Origin of the sequence: Thermonema lapsum (assembly GCF_011761635.1) — a bacterium.
In the GTDB taxonomy this organism is placed as follows: domain Bacteria; phylum Bacteroidota; class Bacteroidia; order Cytophagales; family Thermonemataceae; genus Thermonema; species Thermonema lapsum.
In genome coordinates this window covers 192,073-212,837 of sequence record NZ_JAASRN010000002.1, presented here as the reverse complement: position 1 = coordinate 212,837, position 20,765 = coordinate 192,073, and the positions used below count along the sequence as shown (strand labels likewise).

Sequence of the window (20,765 nt, the reverse complement as noted above, 5' to 3'; positions counted from 1 at the left end):
GCTTGTATTCATTTTTTGCACTTTTGTCGCCCACACAATACACAACTCCATGCGCGGAAAAGCTTTATTATGGCGTGGTGGCGGGCTGTTGCTTATCTGTTTGTTGCTCTTTGGCTTGGAATTGCTTTGTGGGAATGGCGCTATCGATTCGCCTGCCGAGCTACAGGCTGTTGGCATGCAAAAGATACTTTGGCAAATACGCTTGCCACGTGCGTTGGCGGCTGCTGGTTGTGGAGCGCTGCTTTCGGTAGCGGGCTTACTCATGCAAACGCTCTTTCGCAATCCCTTGGCAAGTCCTTCCATTTTGGGTATTAGCACCGGGGCGAGCATAGGCGTGGCGTTTATAGTGCTGGTTTTGGGGGGCGGTACTTGGGGCACTGTGGCACTTAGCCTGCATTTAGGGTGGGTGATTGTAGCAGCTCTTGCCGGTGCTGCTGTGGTTTTGCTGCTGCTGTTGGCTTTCAGCGGGTATTTGACCGATAACAATACCCTCCTTTTGATGGGCGTCATGTTGGGCTATCTGGGCAGCGCCCTCATCAGTCTGTGGCAGTATCTGAGTCGTCCCGAGCAGCTGCAAGCCTTCTTTGTGTGGATGATGGGCAGCTTCGACGGTTTGTTGCTCGAGCATGTGCCTTGGTTCTTGGCAGGCAGCCTGTTATTGTTGTGCGCACCTTGGCTCACTGCCCGCCAGCTCAACTTGTTGCTGATGGGCGAAGATTATGCCCGCAGTATGGGCGTTTCGTTGCGTTTTATGCGCCGGTGGATAATCTTTTGGGCTGCATTTGCCACTGCGCTTGCTACTACTTTTTGTGGACCTATTGGTTTTGTAGGCATCGCTGTGCCACACCTGACCCGCCTGCTGCTACATCGGCAAAACCACTTGCTTACCATCCCCTTTGCTTGGCTTATGGGCGCCGCTTTTTGCATGGCTTGCGACTTACTGGCTCGTTTGTTTGATACCTATTACACTTTGCCGGTCAATGTGGTTACTTCGTTGATAGGAGCGCCTTTGGTCTTGTCTATCTTCTGGAGAAGACGAAAACAAATGCTGGCTACCTGAGCTTTTCTGTTCCCTTTAGAAAAAGTGGAGTGTGTGAGTGGTTGGTGGTTGCCTAAGGTGAGCCTTTTCTTTGCAAGGAAAGAGGGAGTAGTTGTTTGGAATTCAATACTTTTTTACCTATCTTTGCAGTTCAAAAAAATGAAGTGTGAGTAAACCAAAACGTTAGGATTACATGCCAACCATACAACAGTTAGTACGAATCGGAAGAGAACCAAAGACTTACAAAAGTAAGTCGCCTGCGTTGGACAAGTGCCCGCAGAAGAGTGGGGTATGTACCAGAGTGTACACTACTACCCCCAAGAAGCCAAATTCTGCTTTGCGTAAGGTAGCCAAAGTACGCCTGAGCAACGGAGAAGAGGTCATTGCTTACATTCCCGGTGAAGGACACAACTTGCAGGAGCACTCTCGCGTGTTGGTACGCGGTGGTCGTGTGAAAGACCTTCCTGGTGTGCGTTACCACATCGTACGTGGCGCTTTGGATACTGCCGGTGTAACTGACCGCAAGCAGGGACGTTCGAAGTATGGAACCAAGCGCCCCAAAGCGAAAAAGTAATTTAAACCGATTGTTCAACCTTTCGTTTCTATCCTCGTAGTGTGAAGCGAACAGCCGGTAAATGGCGCGGCTAATTACCGGTTGAGTAACCAAAACAAGATGTATCATGAGAAAGGCAAAACCGAAAAAAAGATACCTATTACCTGACCCTAAATTTGGTGATGTTCAGGTAACCAAGTTTGTAAACAATCTGATGAAAGAAGGCAAGAAAAGCCTTGCTTACAAGATATTTTACAGTGCTTTGGATATAGTGCAAGAGAAAACCGGCGAAGAAGGCATCGAAGTATTCCGCAAAGCACTGAACAATGTAATGCCTAGCGTGGAGGTGCGTAGCCGCCGTGTAGGAGGGGCTACTTTCCAGGTGCCTACTGAAGTGCGTCCTGAGCGTCGCGAGTCTTTGGGCATGAAATGGTTGATTCGCTTTGCGCGTGCTCGCGGTGAAAGGACCATGATAGAGCGTCTGGCAAACGAAATCATCGCAGCTTCTAAAGGCGAAGGTGCCGCTGTGAAGCAAAAAGACAACGTACATCGTATGGCAGAAGCCAACAAAGCGTTCTCTCACTTCAAATTCTAATCCCATCAATCAAATTATCGAAATACAATGGCTGACTTAAGATTAAAGTATCTGCGCAACATCGGCATCATGGCGCACATCGATGCGGGTAAAACCACCACCACCGAGCGCATCCTCTACTATACCGGCTTGACCCACAAGATAGGGGAGGTGCACGAGGGGGCAGCTACCATGGACTGGATGGAGCAGGAAAAAGAGCGTGGTATCACCATTACCTCGGCAGCAACCGTGGTGCAGTGGAAGTATCCTACCGAAAAAGGGTTAGCTACTCCCGATACCAAAGCATACCGTATTAACATTATCGATACCCCCGGACACGTGGATTTTACCGTAGAGGTAGAGCGTTCATTGCGGGTATTGGATGGTGCTGTGGCGCTGTTTTGTGCTGTGGGTGGTGTGGAGCCTCAGTCCGAAACCGTATGGCGTCAGGCAAACAAGTACCACGTGCCCCGTATCTGTTTTGTAAACAAAATGGACCGGGTGGGCGCCGATTTCTTCCGCGTGGTAAACGAAATTAAAGAGCGTCTCAACGCCAATCCGGTGCCTTTGCAGGTGCCCATCGGCGCAGAAGATAAATTCCGCGGCGTGGTTGACCTTATTAAAAACCGCGCCATCATCTGGAACGAGGAAGACATGGGAATGACCTATGAATATGTGGACATTCCCGAAGATTTGAAAGAGACAGTCGAAGAGTGGCGCCAAGTGTTGATAGAGGCAGTAGCCGAGTACGACGACTCTCTGCTTGAAAAATATTTTGAAGACCCCGATTCCATTACCCAAGACGAACTACTGACCGCCATTCGCAAGGCAGTCATCGACATGAAAATGTTCCCTGTTTTGTGTGGCTCTGCCTTCAAAAACAAAGGGGTACAAGCTGTATTGGATGCTGTCTGCGCCTTCTTGCCTTCGCCTTTGGACCTACCTCCGATAAAAGGTACTAACCCCAAAACCGGCGAAGAAGAAGAGCGTGTGCCTGAAAACTCTGGTCCCTTCACGGCGCTTGCTTTCAAAATTGCTACTGACCCCTATGTAGGTCGTCTGTGCTTTATGCGCGTTTATTCGGGGCAGCTCGAGGCTGGTTCTTATGTATTGAACAACCGTACCGGCAGTAAAGAGCGTATTTCTCGCCTCATGCAGATGCACGCCAACAAGCAGAACCCCATCGACCGCGTGCAAGCGGGTGATATCGCTGCTGCCGTTGGTTTCAAAGATATCAAAACTGGCGACACCCTGACCGACGAGGCACATCCGCTTTTACTGGAAGCTATGGAGTTCCCCGAACCTGTGATTGGTTATGCTATCGAACCCAAAACCCAAGCCGACAGCGACAAGCTGAGCCAGGCTATCGGTAAGCTGCTCGAAGAAGACCCCACCCTGCAGGTAGAAACCAACGAAGAAACTGGGCAAACTATCCTGAAAGGAATGGGCGAGTTGCACCTGGAAATCATCATCGACCGCTTGAAGCGTGAATTCAAAGTGGAAATTAACCAGGGTGCACCGCAGGTAGCTTACAAAGAAGCCCTGACACAGCGTGTAGAACACCGCGAAGTGTATAAGAAACAGACCGGTGGTCGTGGTAAATTCGCCGATATCGTATTTGAAATTGGTCCCAGAGAGGACAACAAGCCTGGGTTGGAGTTCGTGAACCAAATCGTAGGGGGCGCTATTCCCAAGGAATTCATCCCTGCTGTTCAGAAGGGCTTCCAGGAAGCCATGAAGAACGGTCCTTTGGCTGGTTTCCCCGTAGAATCGATGTACGTGCGCTTGTTCCACGGTTCATACCACGAAGTGGACTCTGACTCGCTGTCTTTCGAATTGGCTGCCAAGATTGGTTTCAAAGAAGCTGCCAAGAAAGCGGCGCCGCGCTTAATGGAGCCCATCATGAGCGTAGAAGTAGTAACCCCCGATGAATTTACGGGTGCTGTAACGGGTGACCTGAACCGTCGTCGTGGGGTGTTGCGTGGTATGGATACCCGTGCTGGCGCCCAAGTGATTCGTGCCCTCGTGCCTTTGGCTGAATTGTTCGGTTATGTAACCGACCTGCGGACCATCACTTCGGGGCGTGCCTCGGCAACCATCGTGTTCTCGCATTACGAGTTTGTGCCTACCAACTTGGAGGCTAAGATTTTGGAAGAGATGAAAGGCGCTTCCGTAAAATAAAAACAGGATTTAACAGCGGTGCCGGACGGGCACCGCCTTAAACATAAAAAACTATGGCACAAAAGATTCGAATCAAACTCAAATCCTACGACCACGATTTAGTGGACAAGTCGGCTGAGCGCATTGTGAAGGCTGTCAAAGCCACCGGTGCAGTGGTAAGCGGTCCCATTCCTTTGCCTACTAAAAAGGAAATCTACACCGTATTGCGCTCACCTCACGTGAACAAAAAGTCGCGTGAGCAGTTCCAGCTTTGCACTTACAAGCGCTTGATTGACATCTACTCCAACAGCCCCAAAACCGTAGATGCCTTGATGAAGCTTGAGCTGCCCAGTGGGGTAGATGTGAAAATCAAAGTCTGAGGGTTGTCTTTATGTGATTCTTTCCAGAAGCCGTGCATATTATGTGCACGGCTTCTTTTTTTGCCCTTTTGATTATTGAATTGAGTGTGTCTTTTTGTGAAATGTTAAAAATTGTTTAATTGCAGAAAGCACTTGAGGATTTAAACCAAGAGAAAGGGCTATGGAAAAATACCGTTTCGAAAAAGAATTTGAAATAAAAGCATCACCTCGCATGTTGTATCCTTATTTGTTGAACCCGGAGGGCTTATCGCAGTGGTTTGCCGATGACGTAAAAGTACTGCCTGATGGAAACTATCTTTTTGAGTGGGAGGGAGAACGGCATTCTGCCCGTGTGGTGAGTCGCCGCCTCAATAAGCATGTGAAGTTTGTGTTTACCGACAGCGGAGATGACGAAATAAAAGCTAATTTTGTGGAGTTCTTTCTCGATTATAATGACATTATCGGGTCCACCTTTTTGAAGGTGGTCGACTTCTCGGAAATGGACGACGAGGAAGAATTACATAAACTGTGGGATGGCTTGGTGCAAAGCCTTAAAGAAATCGTCGGAGGGTAATGATGCGCGTTAAAATCATTGACAAATTAGTTTTAAAAAGCTTTTTAGGTCCTTTCTTCCTCACTTATGCCGTTGTTGTTTTCATACTGCTCATCCACACCATGATGGGGTATGTGGAGGAGCTTGTAGGCAAAGATGTGGGCTTTATGGTATTTGCCAAGATGCTCATGTATTTCAGCATGAGCCTGACACCTATGGCACTGCCTTTGGCTGTTTTGCTTTCCTGTTTGATTACTTTTGGAAACTTAGGCGAACACTTCGAGTTGACGGCTATCAAAAGTGCCGGCATTTCGTTGGTGCGTGTGCTGCGTCCCATTGGCGTATTTGCTGCCATCATTACTGCGGTTGCTTTGTGGTTCAGCGACCGCGTGGTGCCTTATGCTAACCTCAAGGCATACAGCACGCTCTACAACATACGGGTAACCAAGGCTTCCATAGACTTGAAAGAAGGGGCTTTTTACAACGGCTTGCCGGGTTATAGCATCAAGGTGGCAAAGAAAGAGCGCGACGGTAAACTGTTGCGCAAGGTGATGATTTATAATCACACAGCCAATAAAGGCAACAAAGAAGTAATCATAGCCGACTCGGCTTATATGTACACCATCTTAGATGGCAAATACTTGGTGATGGAGCTGTTCAATGGGCGCAGCTATTCCGACTACACCGAAGAGGTATATAGCAACACGCAATTCCTGCGGCATGAATTTGAGCATACCAAGATGGTTTTCAGCTTATCGGCTTTCGAGATGAGTGAAATCCCTGATTCCCTCTTTATGTATCACCGTATGATGAAGACCATCAATGAGCTGGAGGCAGACGCTGACTCTTTGCGCCAAGAAGTCAATCATTTGAAAAAGAACATCCCGCAGAATATGTCGGCATATTTTACTTACCATTTAGAAGAGCGGCGCCCCAAGCCTATGGATTCGTTGTGGTCGGTGCCTGTTCGGGAAAGTGCTTTCCTTTTACCGGAAGGCTTTCTGGACTCATTGAAGCAGCGCCCCATTTCTGACTTCCAGCTAAGCATTATCTTGCAGCGAGCAGTAGGGCAGGCTCGAGGGGTAAAGCAGTTTTTGGATATGCAAGAAAAACTTATCAAAGACAAAGAGAAAGAGGTGCGTGAGCACCTTATCGAGAAGCACCGCAAATATACCTATTCGCTGGCTTGTTTTATCATGTTTTTGATAGGTGCTCCTTTGGGGGCTATCATTAAGAAGGGGGGACTGGGAGTGCCCATTTTGGTGTCTATCGTTTTCTTCATTCTCTTCTATGCGCTTTCTATGACCGGTGAGAAATGGGCAAAGGACGGAGTTGTATCTGTTTTTTGGGGAATGTGGACTTCCGATTTTATACTCTTTGCTTTTGGCTTATTTTTCTTGCAGAAAGCACGCAACGACTCCCGTATGTTCGACAAAGACATTTACATTCACTACTTCCGTCGCTTGGGGCAACGCCTACGCAACAAAAAGCAAGAAAATATGCAAGAAGCTTGAGTAGCTGCTTATGACAGGCTACAAAAAAAGAGAGGCATTTCGACCGCCTCTCTTTTTTATATGGCTGCTATTTGGATAGCTGAGCCAATTTTTGCTTAGCTTTAGCCAATATTTCTGCGTCTTGGGTATTCTGTATGATTGACTCTAAGGTTGCTTTTGCTTGGAAAGTATCGCCTAAGGCTGCATAGTTGTCGGCAATAAGCAAGTAGCCACGCAGGCGCCATTTGATTTGGTTAGGAAACCGTTCGTTCAGCGCAAAGAGTGCTTCCAATGAAGCCTTGTATTGTTTTTGCTTATACAGCAATTCGCCTATTAGATATTGAGCTTCTGCTCCGAATACGTCGCTGTTTTCAGTAGCGATGCGCTTGAGCAGTTGATTGGCTTCTTCGAACTGCTGCTTGCCTATAAGTGCTTTGGCTTTATACAGCAGGGCGGTATTATAGGCGAGGGTGTTTGCCATTTCTTTTTTTAGGATTTCATCGCTGTAATACAGGGTGGAGTCATAGCTTTGCGTGGCATAGTGTGCTTCCATAAGCCCTTGTAATGCCTTGCTGCGTTCACGCTGGTTCATGGCTGCCTGCAGCAGTTCTTGCCACATGCGCTGGGCTTTGGCGTATTCTTGCTTGCTCATGTAGTAATCGCCCATGCGTTGCAGTGAGCGCGTGTAGCCGGTGCTTTTCTTCTCTTCTATGACCTGAAGGTGCAATTTTTCGGCTTGTGCCAAATCGCCGGTGCGGTAATAGGATTCTGCCAGATAGTAGCGTGCATCATAGGCATAAGGGCTATTGGGGTGTTCTTGTAAAAAGAGGGAAAAGCTGGCAATGGCTTTGCCGTATTTTTCATTGAAAAACATACCTTTGGCAGCGTCGAACTCCAAAGCAATGAGGTTGTCGCTGTTGGGGTTGTTTTTCTTGTAGATAGCTAACAATGCCTCAAACTCTTCGTTGCGCCCGTTTTGAGTGAGTAGCTCTTGTGCACCAGTGAGGGCGGCAGCCGTAGCCGGGTGGTTCGGATACTGCTCGATGATGCGCTTGTAGTCTTCTATGGCTTCGTTTATTTTTTGCATGTTGCTATAAGCGACTGCCCGCCGTAACAAGGCATGCGCAACCAAGGGGCTGCCGGGCTTTTGCTGCATGAGGGTAGAGAAGTGCGTTACCGCCTCTTGGTACTGCTTTGCTTCCAGGGCAATCTGTCCTAACTGAAAGAGCGCTTTATCATAATAAAGGTTGCTACTTCCCTTTTGCACGATGCGCATCAAGGTGCGTTTGGCTTCTGCATCTTTATCCTGAATGTCGAGAATGATGCCTTGCTGATAATAGATGTAATCCTCGTCGGGGTAGCCTTTCTGCAGTGCTTTGGCATAGCTTTCAAAGCTGGCATAGTAGTTTTTCTGCACATAATGACAATCGCCCAAGCGCACAAAAGCGTCGGCTTGCAGCTTTTCGTTGATATGTTGGCTTGCCAAAAAGCGCTCGAAGTATTTTTGGGCTTGTGGATATTGCTGTAGGTTGTAATGAGCATAGCCCAAGCCATACAATGCCATAGCTGTAGTGTAGTTTTGAGCAGCGTTTTTCAATGCTTTTTCATAGGCAGTAATGGCTTTTTCATACTCCCCCAGAGCTGAATAGGCATCGCCGATACCTAAGTGCGCACGTTGGGCAAGGCTTGCATCTATCGGATAGCGTGTCGCTTTCTCGAAGTAGCTGATGGCTTCGCGATAATTGCCACTGTTAAAAAGCTGCGTGGCTTGGGTGAAGGCTACCTCCTGATAAATTTTTTGCTCTTCGGTGCTCAGTTGGGGCAGTTTTTCCAGATAGCTGATGGCTTTTGGGTAGTCGTTGTTGAACAGATACGAGCGGGTGATGAGTTGCTTGGCTTCTTTGGCTTCCGGGCTACCAGGATATTCCAACACATATTGGTTGAGTGCTTCGATGGCTTCGGCACGTCGGTTCAGGCGATAACACAATTTGCCATAATAGAACTGGGCTAAGCGCGCCACTTCTGGTTGGTGGGTGGCTTTACGGGCTTGTTCAAATGCCAGCAGGGCGCTGGGGTACTGCTCTTGTTTCAAATAAGCCAGCCCCATGTAGTACATGGCTTCTTGAGCCAGTCGCTGCTCGTTGGGGTCTTGCGACTGCAAGCCTGCCAAAGAGCGGAAAATATCGATGGCTTGTGCATAGCGCCCCGAAGCGTAGTAGCTGTAAGCGATGCGGTAACGCACGGCTGCCGGAAGCTGCGCAATGCTTTGTTTACGCTGGTATTGTTCAAAGGCTTTGGCTGCTTCTTGGTATTGCTGCAGTTGATAATGGCTATCGCCCAAAATAAGCAGAAACTGCGGGTTGACTTCTTGTGTCGGGACTTTGTTGGCGTATGCTACTACCTCTTGGTATTGCTGTTTGCTGTAATGGGTGAGTGCAATGAGGTAGTGAGCATGTGCCGCAAACTCTGGATACTCGGTGGCAGCGGCTAAGTCACGCAGAGCTTCCTGATACTTCCCTTCTTGATAGCGTATATAGCCGCAGTAATAAAGAGCCGCCCCTCGGTAGGGGTTGGCATAGCTTTTCAGTGACGCGAGCTGCTCATAGGCTTTGTTGTATTGATTTTGCATAAAATAACCGTAGCCCAGCATCCATTGCGTGTCGCTGCGGGCATCTTGCGATAAACGGTCGCTTTCGATGTTTTCTAAGCTCGCTAAGGCTCGGGCAAAATCTCTCTCTTGAAAATAGTAACGCCCCAACTCGTAATGCATGTATTGCGTGAGCGGATGAAAGCGATGTTCCCGCACAAAAGTTTCTGCCAGAGGGATGCCGTCGGCTTGGCGGCTGCGCAGGGCATCTACGGCTTCATAGAAGGCAGCATAGAGCTTATCGTTGCGTCCGGCTATTTTTTTGTAGAAACTCCACGAAGGTAAAGCGCCCAAGCTCCATTGCATAGACTGCAAGCTTTGTGCTGCTTGCCATAGCATAGCTTCAGCTTGAGTGCCGTAGGTGCTTTGGGCATAAGTAACAGTCGAGAATCCTATACTGGTAAATAGACTTGCGGCAATTAGGCTTTTTTTAATCATAAGGTTGAAAATGGTTTGGCTGTGCAGGCTAAACTAACTAAAAAAAACATACCTTAGTCAGGGGGCAGGTTTTTATTCTACGATAAACAAGGATTCCAAGATGCTGTCAGCAATGAATTTTCCCTGTGGCGTTAAGCGTAAAGTATCGTTTTCGACTTGCAAATATCCTTCTACGCGATAGCGCTCAATTTCTTTGCATAAAACATTCCATTGCAGAGATGTAAGATATTGCTTCAGGCTCGACAGGGAGCACCCCCAGAGGGTGCGCAAGCCGGTGAGCAGCAACTCGTTGGCATGGTCTAAGGGAGAGAGCTCTTCGCGCTGTGCCGGCACCTTGCCTGCGTCAATGCTTTTGATGTACAGGCTATTGTTGGCAATATTGAATTGCCGGCTGCTGCCGTCATACGAGTGGGCAGACGGACCCACCCCCAAGTAGGGCAGCTGTTTCCAGTAGCTGCTGTTGTGGAGGGCAAACTGCCCCGGCAGTGCAAAATTCGATATTTCATAATGGATAAAGCCGGCACCTTGCAGGCTTTCTATCAATAGAGCCATCTGCTCGGCAGCTGTTGCGTCGTCCGTGGGCATGAGCTTGCCTTTTTGATACCACCGTCCAAAGACCGTCTTTTCTTCTATGGTCAGACAGTAAGCCGAGATGTGCCCCACTTGTAGTTCAAGAGCCTTGGCGATGTCTTGCGCCCAGCGACTGGTGCTTACGCCCGGGATGCCATAAATGAGGTCGATGCTGATGCGCTGGAAGCCCCTGTCTTGGGCTTGCTGGACTGCCTCAATGGCTTGCCGCGCCGAGTGGGCACGGTGTAGCTTCTGCAGAATGTCGTCTTGAAAACTCTGTATGCCAATACTCAGGCGGTTGATGCCCAGCCGGTGCAGTGCCTGCAACTTGTCGGCAGTCAGGTCATCGGGGTTGGCTTCCAGTGTAATTTCTGCATTGGTTTCTACTCGGTGAAGCTTGTAAATGGTGTTTAAAATCTGCTCTATATGAGCGGGCGAAAGCAAAGAAGGCGTGCCGCCGCCGAAATAAATACTTTGCAGCGATGGTTTGCCCGGAAGATAATCCTTTTGTAAGTTCAATTCCTTGCAAATGGCTTCTATCATGGCAGGGAGTGTAGCTTTCGAGGTGCTGAAATGGAAATCGCAGTAATAACATGCCTGCTTGCAATAAGGTATGTGTATGTAGATGCCCGCCATAAGAAATGCAAAATATGCTGAGTACTTTACAAAGATATGGATTGCTTTGTGTTTGTGTGCTGTGGAGCCTTTGGGGACAAGCCCAGCATCAAAGCTGGCACTTTGCCACACAACCCGCCAAGGTTCAGTGGCAGCGCACAATGAGCATAGAGGGGGCAGCATCGTCCGACAGCCTGCACTTACTTTATTTGAAAGAATTGCATGCACATGGCTATTGGGATGCACGCCTCGACTCCTGTCGCCAAGCGGAAGGAGAGGTTTGGTGTGTGTATCTTCTTGGAGAGCGTTGGCGCTTGCGGCTTGGGAATATAGAAGGACTGCCCGCAACATGGAGCCTGCCCGCATCGTTGCGGCGCTTGCAGCGCAAGGCTGTTCCTTTTGAATGGACGTGGTGGCAGCGCCAACAACGGCTCATAGTAGAGATGGCAGAGGACTATGGCTACCCCTTTGCAGAGGTTCAGGTCGAACGGGCTGTTTTCGATACCTTAAAAAAGATATGGCAGCCTGCATTGCGCTTGCAGACGCACGCGCTCATTACTTTCGATTCACTGACTTTAAGCCCCGATAAGCGTAGTATAAACGAAGCTTTCTTGCGTAAATATTTGGCTATCGTCCGTGGTACACCTTTCCGGCGTTGTGCCGTGGAGCAAATAGACCGCCGTTTGCAGGCTTTAGGCTTTCTACGCTTAAAAGGAAGCCCGGAGGTGCGCTTCTCGGGGCTGCAAGCCGACTTGCGACTGCCAGTAGAGTGGGGCAACAGCTCTCAAATACAGGGCTTTTTGGGTTTTTTGCCCAATGAGCAAAACAAGGGTGAGCTGCTCATCACCGGTGAGCTTAGCCTTCGCTTGTTGAATTTGTTTCGAAGGGCAAGCCGCCTGCAGCTTTATTACAACAAGATGCGTCCGGTGGCTGAACAGTTGCAGGCAGATTACCTGCACCGTCGCTTGTGGGGGGCTTTTGATGTCGGGCTTTCTTTGAGCTTGATGCGTGAAGATACGCTTTTTATCAATGTAAATCGCAGCCTTACTTTGATGTATCCGCTGGCAGATGGTAGCTATGTGAAAGGAGGCGTGGGCTTGCACACCTCGCGTTTGGGCTTTTCGCCTACGGGCACCAAAGCCGAAGATTTTCGTTATCAAGAAACAGATTATTTTTACTACCTATTGGGATGGCAACAGTCGCGTCTCAATGACCGTTGGTTCCCTACACAGGGCTGGCAAGCCGATGTAGCCGTAGAGCTGGGTAACAAAACCATAGCACGTAATCCTTTCCTTCCGGAGGCTTATTACGATACGCTTCGATTACGTGCCCTTCAATGGCATGTGCAGTGGAGCGTAGAGGGTTATTACCCCCTTTCACGGCGGCAGGTGTTGCATTTTAAGCAGCAAACGGCGCTCAAGCAGGCTCCCTTGCTCTTGCGCAACGAATGGGAGCGGCTGGGGGGCTTGCGCTCACTGCGTGGGTTCAATGAAAACTTCTTTTTTACGCCTGCCTATACATTGTGGAGCATAGAGTGGCAATATCTATTGCCGCCCAAGTCGTATCTGTTGTTGCTTGCCGATTATGCTTTGTTGGCAGAAGACAGCAACACGAAGCGCTTCTATAGTGCAGCTGGTTTGGGAGCAGGTATTCAGCTCTTTACACGGGCGGGCAATTTCCGTCTTCTCTATGCCATAGGGACAGCACCACAGCAGCCTTTTGCCTTCAATCGTGCCAAAATACACTTTGGTTATGTGAGCGTATTTTGATTTTTTTGTATGCTCAACACGAAATCTATGTTTTTTCGATTCTTTTTGTCTATAAGCCTTTGGGGGGTGGCTTTGTCTGTGGTAGCCTTCCCCGACACACTGAGCTACGTGCCTGTGCATCACCTGCAAGAGGACTGGCTCATTTATGACCAGGCTTATGAGACTTATGTGCCGTATTTGCCGGAGCGCCACAAGGGGCAAAGCGTGCACTTCTTTCTACGCCGTGAGTATGCTCCCTATGACTTGCTGCTGTGGTTACCCCATGGTGGAAGCCTGTGGGTCAATCAACGCATGGTACAGATGCTTCCTGCCGGGCGATGGGTGGCATTGTCTTGCGAAGAGTTGCTGCGCGGCAAAAAAGAGGCAGCGTTCGTTTCCATATTTACTCAAGAAGGCACAGTCGAACAGCTGCAAACTTGGGTGGCGCAGCCTTCATCAGGAGTCCTTCCTTTTGCCCCAAGCCCTGCGGTATCTGTATTACCCAAGCAAACAGAAGCGTCTTTGGATATTCCAAAATTATTTGTGAAAAAAAAGAACGTCTCTCGCTTGCGCGATGTAGCTCTCATTGGGGCATTGTTTTTTTTGTTGGCTTACCGGGGACTGGTGGCTATGTCGCCTCGTAACATGCATGCTTTTTGGCAGATATCATGGATGCAACTGCGGCGCTCACTCGAAACAGCACAGACTTATTCGCTATTTTCTGCAACTTGGTTGCTGCACCTGTTGTGGCTGTCAGGGCTCACGGCTCTTTTGTGGTTGCTGTTACATCCGGGACCTTACCTTGCGAGTAACTCCTTGCTCCCTTATTCCTTTTATCTGCTTGACTGGGGGCAGGTATTTATCCGGGTCTTGACAGCGCTAATTGCCAAATGGTTGGCATGTGTGGTGGTTGCCTATGTGCTGAGTCTGAAGGAAAGGGCTGTGCTTCATTATTTCCGTTTCCTGCAAATATTCCAATACTTGCTTGTTGTATTGTTGCTAACTGTCTTCATTACATTTCTTCATTATCGTTTCGACCTGCTGCAGCAGTTCCGTTTTCATGCACTTGCATTGGCATCCGTTCTTTCCTCTGTTTGGGTGCTGCGGCAATTGAGCGCACAACCAGATTACCTGTCTTTACGTGGTTTTTTGTATTTTTGCGCCACGGAATGGATACCTCTGTTCTGGTTCTTGAAAGCAGTTCAATGATTTAATGCACAGCCAAATGAAGGACACTAAACTATTCGAGGAAGTGAAGGAAAGAATGAAGCCGGTAAAAAGTATTCTGGTTTCGCAACCCAAGGACCAAGCATCCAATGCCCCCTATTTTACACTTGCAGAAAAATATGGCATCAAAATAGACTTCCGTTCTTTCATAGAAGTGAAGCGGGTGCCGGTAAAAGACTTTCGGAAGCAGAAAATTGATATATTAGACCACACGGCAGTCATCTTTACTAGCCGCAATGCGGTGGACTTTTTCTTCGATACGTGCAAAGAATTGCGTATAGAGATGCCTGCTGAAATGAAATACTTCTGCATTTCGGAGCAAACGGCAAAATATCTTCAGAAATACATTACCATTCGCAAGCGCAAGCTGTTTGTGGGAGAGCGTACTGCCAAAGACCTCTTCCCTTACTTCAAAAAGCACAAAAATGATAAATATCTATATCCTTGCTCCAGCATCCGTAAAGACGATATTCCCAGCTTCTTTAAGGAGCAAGGCATGCAGTTGACCGAAGCGGTTATGTATGAAACCGTAGCCAGCGACTTGTCTGACCTTTCCGATATAAAATACGACATCATCGTGTTTTATAGCCCTTCGGGTATTCAGTCTTTATTCACCAACTTTCCTGATTTCAAACAGGAAAACACCCGTATAGCTGTTTTTGGTCCTACTACGGCACAAGCCGCTCGTGAAGCAGGCTTGATTGTTGACATAGAAGCACCATTGCCCAATGCGCCTTCCATGACCGGAGCCATTGAAGAGTATATCAAAATAGCCAATGGTTTGAAATAAAGTGAAACTATTTCGTTTAGTATTCCGTCGTTACCCGGATAAGGTAACGACTTTTTTGTTATGTTGTTGGTAGTTCTGACTAATTACATTATCTTTAAAAACGCTACATTTGTAGTCGGTTGCATCGAACCAAGAGTTTATGAAAAAGACCTTCTACTTGTACTGCCTGCTTTTACTTTGCTGCTGCGTGGATATGAGCCAGGCTCAGCAAAGTCCGCAGTTTACACAATACATTTTAAATCCCCTTTTTTACAATCCAGCAGTGGCAGGCATGCCAGCCGACCGCTTGCAAATAGCTTTGACGCATCGCAGCCAGTGGGTAGGCTATGAAAATAGCTTTGATGACGGAGGAGCACCTACTACCCAATTGCTTACGGCTTCCATGCCCTTGCCTGCAGGCTTTGGTGCCGGTTTGCATGTAGTCAATGACCAGTTAGGACCCGTGCAAAACATGGAAATACAGCTCTCTGCTGCCAAAAGATTCAATATGTCAGCTGGCACCCTGTCTGTGGGAGTCCGTGGCGGTGCCTATATGCAAAAAATCAACTACAATCTTTATCGCCCCAAGGACGGTGGCGACCCCATTTTAATTGGGCTGCAGGGGCAGGAAGCACAGTGGAGCCCCGATGTAAGTTTGGGTGTCGCTTGGCAAACGTCGCGTCTGTTTCTGTCGCTAAGTGCCACACACCTTGTGCCTTTTGATTTGAATTTCGGTATCGACGCACTAAAAAATACCTTGTCACGTAACGTTTATTTGTTAGCTTCGTATAAGTATCCACTCACTTATCGTTGGGAATGGGAACCCATGTTGTTAGCTCGTACCGACCTGAACACCTATAGCGTAGAAGGAGGAATGATGTTTTACTTTGATGAGCGTTATTGGGGTGGGGTTTCTTACAGGCAGGGCGATGCAGTAGGGCTGTTGTTGGGTACCTTCCTTACCAGCGATAAGCAATGGAGTGTGGGGTATGCTTTCGATTACACCTTGAGCAGTGTACAAGCCAAAAGTGCTACCTCTCATGAATTTACGGTGCGTTATGCTTTGCCCATACGCTTGCAAGCAAGACCACCAAAACAATACACGCCGAGATTTTATTTCTAAACTGATTTTAAATAAGCTGGAATGTTTGCAAAAACCATAAAAAAAACAGATTTTTCGTAGAGTTTTGTATGGTATTTGTTAGCATTGTATTAAAACGTATTTTCAAATAAACACAGGAAGTTATGAATAGAATGGGCTTTCGATTGGTCACAGTCTTGATGTTGGCAGCCTCTGCAGTTTGGATGACGGGTTGCGGGCTCATAGGAGGCAAGAGAGGGAAGAAGCAAGGTGAGCTGAATACCCGCCTGAAATACTCCAAAGGCGAGATTCCTTCCTTTGAAGAAGTACGACCGGGCTGGGACCAATATGTTCCTCAAGGGATGGTGGCTATCCCTTCCGGTACTTTTCACATGGGGCAAGCTGATGAAGACGTTGCGCACACCCAGTTGAACTTTAACAAGCAAATTACCATTAGTGCCTTCTTCATGGATGAAACTGAAATTACCAACAACCAATATCGCATGTTTACCGATGTGTTGTTGGCATATGCCAGTGGTACCAACTCAGGTATCGTGCTTGACCCCGACTACGAGGAACAAGTGATGAATGTAATGTTTCCGAATGGAAAGCCCGACTCATTAGATGTAATGCGCCGGGCGTATCCCGACACGATGCGTTGGAAAAACGAATATGCACACCACATGGGAGACCCCATGATGGAATACTACTATTCGCATCCTGCTTTTGATGATTACCCGGTGGTAGGGGTCAAATGGACTGCCGCGCAGCTCTTTTGCCAGTGGCGTACCTATCACTTGAACCGCTACCGCGAAATAGAGAAGGGCTATCCGCCTGCTCCGCGTTTCCGCTTGCCTACAGAAGCAGAGTGGGAATATGCAGCAAAAGGTGGGCGTGACTTGGTGAAATACCCTTGGGGTAACCCCTATGTGCGTAACACCTTGGGATGTGTGCTTGCTAACTTTAAACCCGGGCGTGGTAACTACTATGACGACGGTTTTGCGTACACCTCGCCTGTGGCATCTTATTTTGCGAACGACTGGGGGCTTTACGACATGGCAGGCAATGTGGCAGAGTGGTGCCAAGATGCTTACTATGAAGCAGCTTATCCTATTACTTGGGATTTGAACCCTGTGTTTGACCCGCCGGCTCCCAATCCCAACCCAGCAATGCCCGGATTGACCTCTGATTTGGAAAGATATCCACGCCGGGTGGTTCGTGGGGGCTCGTGGAAGGACATTGCCTATTTCCTTGAAACAAGTACCCGCACCTACATGCACTACGACTCCACCTCTACCTCGGTAGGTTTCCGTTGTGCTATGACTTACTTGGGACGTTCCGGAGGAACAGAGTTTGGCGTTTATTAAAAAAATACCCAATAATCCCTTCTTGCTGCTTGTTTTTGAAAAAACCATTCGCTATTATAGAACAATCAAACAACTTAAAATCTGAAAAAATATGAGCGCAAAGAAAAAGTTAACAGCTAGAGAACATTTCTACACTTACGTTGTACCAAAGATTATTTCAGTAGGTGCATCGGTCGTTATTTTGGGTGCTTTGTTTAAGCTCATGCACTGGCCCGGTGCTGGTTACATGCTGATTGCTGGTTTGGGAACCGAATCTCTTATCTTCTTTATTACCGCCTTTGCTCCCATAGAGGCACCTCATGAACAACCCGACTGGAATAAACTGGTCGAGTCTTTGTCATCGATTACACCAGGAGGACAAGCCTTAGACAAAAATGTTGCTGCAAAACTTGCTGCTTTGGAAGCACAGCTGGCAGATAAAATTCAGCCGCAGATGATAGACCAGTTCGGACAGGGGTTGAGGATGTTGGCTGAGAATGTAAATAAAATGACCAAGTTGGGCGATGCTGCTTTGGCTACTTCTGAGTATGCCAAGAATGTGAAGCTGGCAGCCAATCAAGTAGTTGAAATGAATAAGTCCTACTCTGTTGCTATCGAGGCAGTAAGTAGCATGGCTGAGGCATCGAAAGATGCAAAGGCTTACCATGCACAAATTCAAGCATTGACCAAAACTTTGGCAAGCTTGAATACCGCCTATGAAATGGAATTGCAAGATAGCAAAAAGTACATCGAGGCTTTGAACAAGTACTACGGAAGCGTATCCACTGCTATGAAGAATGTGGTAGATGCGTCGAAAGATACCGAAGAGTTCAAGGTGCAATTGGCAAATCTGACCGGCAATTTGACAGCTCTGAACAAAGTGTATGGTGCTATGCTCACCGCTATGAAAGGAGCTGCTCAATAAGCATTTGTTTTTTTAAATATGTGGCGAGGCTGCAAAGCCTCTCTATTTTTCAACTTTAAAACCTAAAAGAAACTATGGCCGGAGGAGGAAAAGAAAGCATAAGGCAGCAGATGATAAACCTGATGTATCTGGTGTTAACAGCCATGCTTGCCTTACAAGTAAATAGTACGATTCTTGATAAATTCCTGTTTATTGACTCTACTCTGCAGGCAGCCATGCAAGCGTCCATAAAGGTAAACCAAGGACAGCTGGAAGCTGTAGCCAAGGCTGCCGAAGAGAACCCCGAGGCTAAAGCCAAAGTTGCTTTGCAGAAGGCGCAAAAAGCCCGGGAGTTGACTGAGAAGATGCTGGCATACCTTGCCGAAGTAAGAAAGGAAATCATTGATAAAGCGGGAGGGGGCATTGACCCTGAGACCGGAGGGATAAAAACTCCTGCCGAAGAAACCAAGTTAGAGGTTTTGATGGTAGGAGCCGAAGGGCAAAAAAACGGCAAAGCCTACGAGCTGGAGAAGAAGCTGGATGAATATGTAGAGGAGTTGAAAAAGTTAGTGCCCCAGCCTGTGGCTTCACAATTGGTCTCTCTTACGCTAAGTAATAGAGAGAACCCTGTGACGAGGGAGCGGTACAAAAATGAACCCATTGAACTGGATAAAGATTGGGCGCAAGCCAACTTTTCCAATACACCTGTGGCAGCGGCTCTGGCGGTGCTATCGCAAAGAGCCAATGAAGTACTGCGTTATGAAAACATTGTCCTTAGTGAGTTGGCACAAGAAGCTTCTGGAGTTACTTTAAAATTTGACGTGATTCAGGCTACTTATACTGCTCCTACCAGCGTAGTTGCCAATGGTATGAAGTACCGTGCCGAACTGTTTATCTTTGCTTCGGCATCCAATGTAACACCCACTATCAAAGTGAATGGCGAGCCGGTGAAGGTAGAGAACGGTAGAGGTATCTATGAAATACGAGCCTCAGGGGGTACTGCTGAAGGTGTTACTAAGAAATGGAAAGGTGAAATTACCATTCCCAAAGCTGGCGGTGGCGATACCACCTTTGTTGTAGAAGGCGAGTACAAAGTTGTAGCGCCCGTGATGCAAATTCAGTCGAAGAGTGTGCAAGCACTGTACGAAGAGTGTGGAAACGAAATTCAAGTATTGGTGCCTGCTTTAGGGCAAGAGTATAATCCTTCGTTCAGTGGGCAGGGCGCTGTTTTCATTCCTGGTAGAGGTGCTGGTGATGTAACCATCGTACCTAGCCGGGGTGTGAATAAGGTAGTGATGTCGGTGAGCAGTGGAGGGCAGTTGATTGGTACTCAGGAATTTGCTGTGAAGAAGGTACCGGCAGCTTCTTTAGCCCTGGTAGTAAACGGGCGTGAAATTGAAAGAACGCTCACTCGTGGTCAGCTGAGTAACGCGCAGGTGATAGCTAAGGCTGATCCATCCTTTGCAGAATTTCTACCCAAAGAGGCTAATTATCGTGTACAGCAATATCGCGTGGAAGTGTACCGGGAAGGGCGTCCAGTGACTAACGCAAACTCCTTGCAACAGGCAGCAACTAGTGCGCGTCCCGGCGATACTGTTGTGATTATAGTAGAATCAGTGGTTCGTTCTAATTACAGAGGTGCAATATTGCCTGCTGAGGTAAGACCTAAGTTTTTGAGTGTGGTTGTTGGGGGCTAATAAAAAGCATGATGGAGATAGGCTTCTTGTCTGTCTCTATCATGCTTCTCTCAATGAAATTTGCTACCTGTACTCAGGCATAATATTTGATAAAAGTTAATGAAGTACAATAATTGAATAATCTTATGAGAAGAGGCATGGGTATTTCGATGTTGCTTTGCTTGCTGTCAGTGTGGGCGTGGGCTCAGTATGGCTACAATCCCCTGGCGTTACATCCGATTTTAGAGGATGATATTATGTTTCGTCGCACAGTGACAAGAATCATCAATTTGCGCGAAAAGCAAAACAAACCGTTTGCAGCACAAAATCATCATATTGCTGAAGAAATTATATTGGCAGTAGATTCTGGCTATGTAACTGCCTATTTTCCTTCTATCGATGGTAGCGTGGAAGTTCTATTGTCTGACAGTGCTTGGCGTAGTGCAGTAGCTGAGAGGGATGATATTGATATCTATGAGAACATGCGAATGGATCCGAGCAATATTTCTGTCCTGGAAATTACTGAGGAGGTGGTGTTTGACAAGCGCCGTTCTCGTATGTATATCAATATTCTCACCCTTACATTGGTAGCTCCCGGCTATAACCGGCAGGTGAAAACGGAAGAGAACGACCTTCCTATTGCTCGATTTAAGTACAAGGAATTGGCAGAGTATTTTCGCAAGAAATATGAGGAAAGTAACCAAACCCGCTGCTTGTGGTATAATCCTCAAAACAATCGACGCCACATGTGTTTGACCGATGCTTTTGAATTGCGCCTCTTCTCTTCACGTATTGTGAAAATATCTAACCCGGATGATAAGTTTATTCATAGCTATCCGGAATTGAAGGGAAATGTAGAAGCCCAGCTCTACAAGTCGCGTGAAATTGAATATGAATTGATGGAGTTTGAGCATAACTTATGGGAGTTCTAAGCTCTCTGGTTCTGTGTGAAATAAAAAAGGTTATTGTGCATGAAGCGCAATAGCCTTTTTGTTTTTATTAGGCAAATCAAT

At 47.6% G+C, this 20,765-nt stretch carries 17 protein-coding genes; 15 read left to right on the top strand and 2 right to left on the bottom strand.

The genetic code is table 11. The annotated features are described in order from the left end of the window. The first annotated feature begins 49 nt into the window (after positions 1-49). From FHS56_RS06240 to FHS56_RS06210, 7 genes are all read left to right on the top strand, one after another. Positions 50-1,060 carry a FecCD family ABC transporter permease gene (locus tag FHS56_RS06240; RefSeq protein ID WP_166919043.1) on the top strand — a complete coding sequence of 337 codons (1,011 nt, stop codon included), beginning with the start codon at positions 50-52 and terminating at the stop codon, positions 1,058-1,060. A gap of 172 nt (positions 1,061-1,232) precedes the next feature. Beyond that, a complete protein-coding gene (gene rpsL, locus FHS56_RS06235; RefSeq protein ID WP_166919042.1) occupies positions 1,233-1,613 on the top strand; it encodes a 30S ribosomal protein S12 in 381 nt (126 codons plus the stop codon). A gap of 106 nt (positions 1,614-1,719) precedes the next feature. Continuing rightward, the gene (gene rpsG, locus FHS56_RS06230) at positions 1,720-2,187 is read left to right on the top strand and encodes a 30S ribosomal protein S7 (RefSeq protein ID WP_166919041.1); all 468 of its coding nucleotides are present in this window, start codon (positions 1,720-1,722) and stop codon (positions 2,185-2,187) included. 27 nt (positions 2,188-2,214) lie between these two features. Further along, positions 2,215-4,347, top strand: coding sequence for an elongation factor G (fusA, locus tag FHS56_RS06225; protein ID WP_166919040.1), 2,133 nt, complete (start codon positions 2,215-2,217; stop codon positions 4,345-4,347). A gap of 53 nt (positions 4,348-4,400) precedes the next feature. Then, on the top strand, positions 4,401-4,706 hold the full coding sequence (gene rpsJ, locus FHS56_RS06220; protein WP_038032688.1) for a 30S ribosomal protein S10: 306 nt from the start codon (positions 4,401-4,403) through the stop codon (positions 4,704-4,706). A gap of 160 nt (positions 4,707-4,866) precedes the next feature. Then, on the top strand, positions 4,867-5,259 hold the full coding sequence (locus tag FHS56_RS06215) for an START-like domain-containing protein (RefSeq protein ID WP_166919039.1): 393 nt from the start codon (positions 4,867-4,869) through the stop codon (positions 5,257-5,259). Then, positions 5,259-6,752, top strand: coding sequence for an LptF/LptG family permease (locus FHS56_RS06210; protein WP_166919038.1), 1,494 nt, complete (start codon positions 5,259-5,261; stop codon positions 6,750-6,752). Before FHS56_RS06215 ends, FHS56_RS06210 begins: the two co-directional genes overlap by 1 nt. Positions 6,753-6,819: 67 nt before the next feature. Here FHS56_RS06210 and FHS56_RS06205 read toward each other — a convergent pair whose 3' ends face one another. After that, positions 6,820-9,816, bottom strand: a complete 2,997-nt coding sequence (locus FHS56_RS06205; RefSeq protein WP_166919037.1) for a tetratricopeptide repeat protein — start codon at positions 9,814-9,816, stop codon at positions 6,820-6,822. 72 nt (positions 9,817-9,888) lie between these two features. After that, positions 9,889-11,022: a radical SAM family heme chaperone HemW gene (gene hemW, locus FHS56_RS06200; protein WP_166919036.1), complete on the bottom strand. Its 1,134-nt coding sequence runs from the start codon at positions 11,020-11,022 to the stop codon at positions 9,889-9,891. Positions 11,023-11,036: 14 nt separating this feature from the next. Between hemW and FHS56_RS06195 the strand changes: the two genes are divergently transcribed. The 8 genes from FHS56_RS06195 (at position 11,037) to porN (ending at position 20,684) form a co-directional block, all read left to right on the top strand. Beyond that, a complete protein-coding gene (locus tag FHS56_RS06195) occupies positions 11,037-12,770 on the top strand; it encodes a BamA/TamA family outer membrane protein (protein ID WP_166919035.1) in 1,734 nt (577 codons plus the stop codon). 27 nt (positions 12,771-12,797) lie between these two features. Beyond that, entirely contained in the window at positions 12,798-13,958 is a 1,161-nt protein-coding gene (locus FHS56_RS06190) for a hypothetical protein (RefSeq protein ID WP_166919034.1), read from the top strand. A 16-nt stretch (positions 13,959-13,974) separates the two neighbouring features. Continuing rightward, positions 13,975-14,766 (top strand): uroporphyrinogen-III synthase, encoded by a 792-nt coding sequence (locus FHS56_RS06185; protein WP_243844168.1) that lies wholly within the window; start codon positions 13,975-13,977, stop codon positions 14,764-14,766. Positions 14,767-14,905: 139 nt separating this feature from the next. Then, the gene (locus FHS56_RS06180) at positions 14,906-15,868 is read left to right on the top strand and encodes a PorP/SprF family type IX secretion system membrane protein (RefSeq protein ID WP_166919033.1); all 963 of its coding nucleotides are present in this window, start codon (positions 14,906-14,908) and stop codon (positions 15,866-15,868) included. A gap of 122 nt (positions 15,869-15,990) precedes the next feature. After that, positions 15,991-17,193: a T9SS ring complex lipoprotein PorK/GldK gene (porK, locus tag FHS56_RS06175; protein ID WP_166919032.1), complete on the top strand. Its 1,203-nt coding sequence runs from the start codon at positions 15,991-15,993 to the stop codon at positions 17,191-17,193. Positions 17,194-17,284: 91 nt separating this feature from the next. Then, positions 17,285-18,097: a type IX secretion system motor protein PorL/GldL gene (gene porL, locus FHS56_RS06170; protein ID WP_166919031.1), complete on the top strand. Its 813-nt coding sequence runs from the start codon at positions 17,285-17,287 to the stop codon at positions 18,095-18,097. Between the two features lie 74 nt (positions 18,098-18,171). After that, positions 18,172-19,773 carry a type IX secretion system motor protein PorM/GldM gene (gene porM, locus FHS56_RS06165; protein WP_166919030.1) on the top strand — a complete coding sequence of 534 codons (1,602 nt, stop codon included), beginning with the start codon at positions 18,172-18,174 and terminating at the stop codon, positions 19,771-19,773. Between the two features lie 125 nt (positions 19,774-19,898). Next, a complete protein-coding gene (porN, locus tag FHS56_RS06160) occupies positions 19,899-20,684 on the top strand; it encodes a type IX secretion system ring subunit PorN/GldN (protein ID WP_317165657.1) in 786 nt (261 codons plus the stop codon). Positions 20,685-20,765 lie beyond the last annotated feature (81 nt).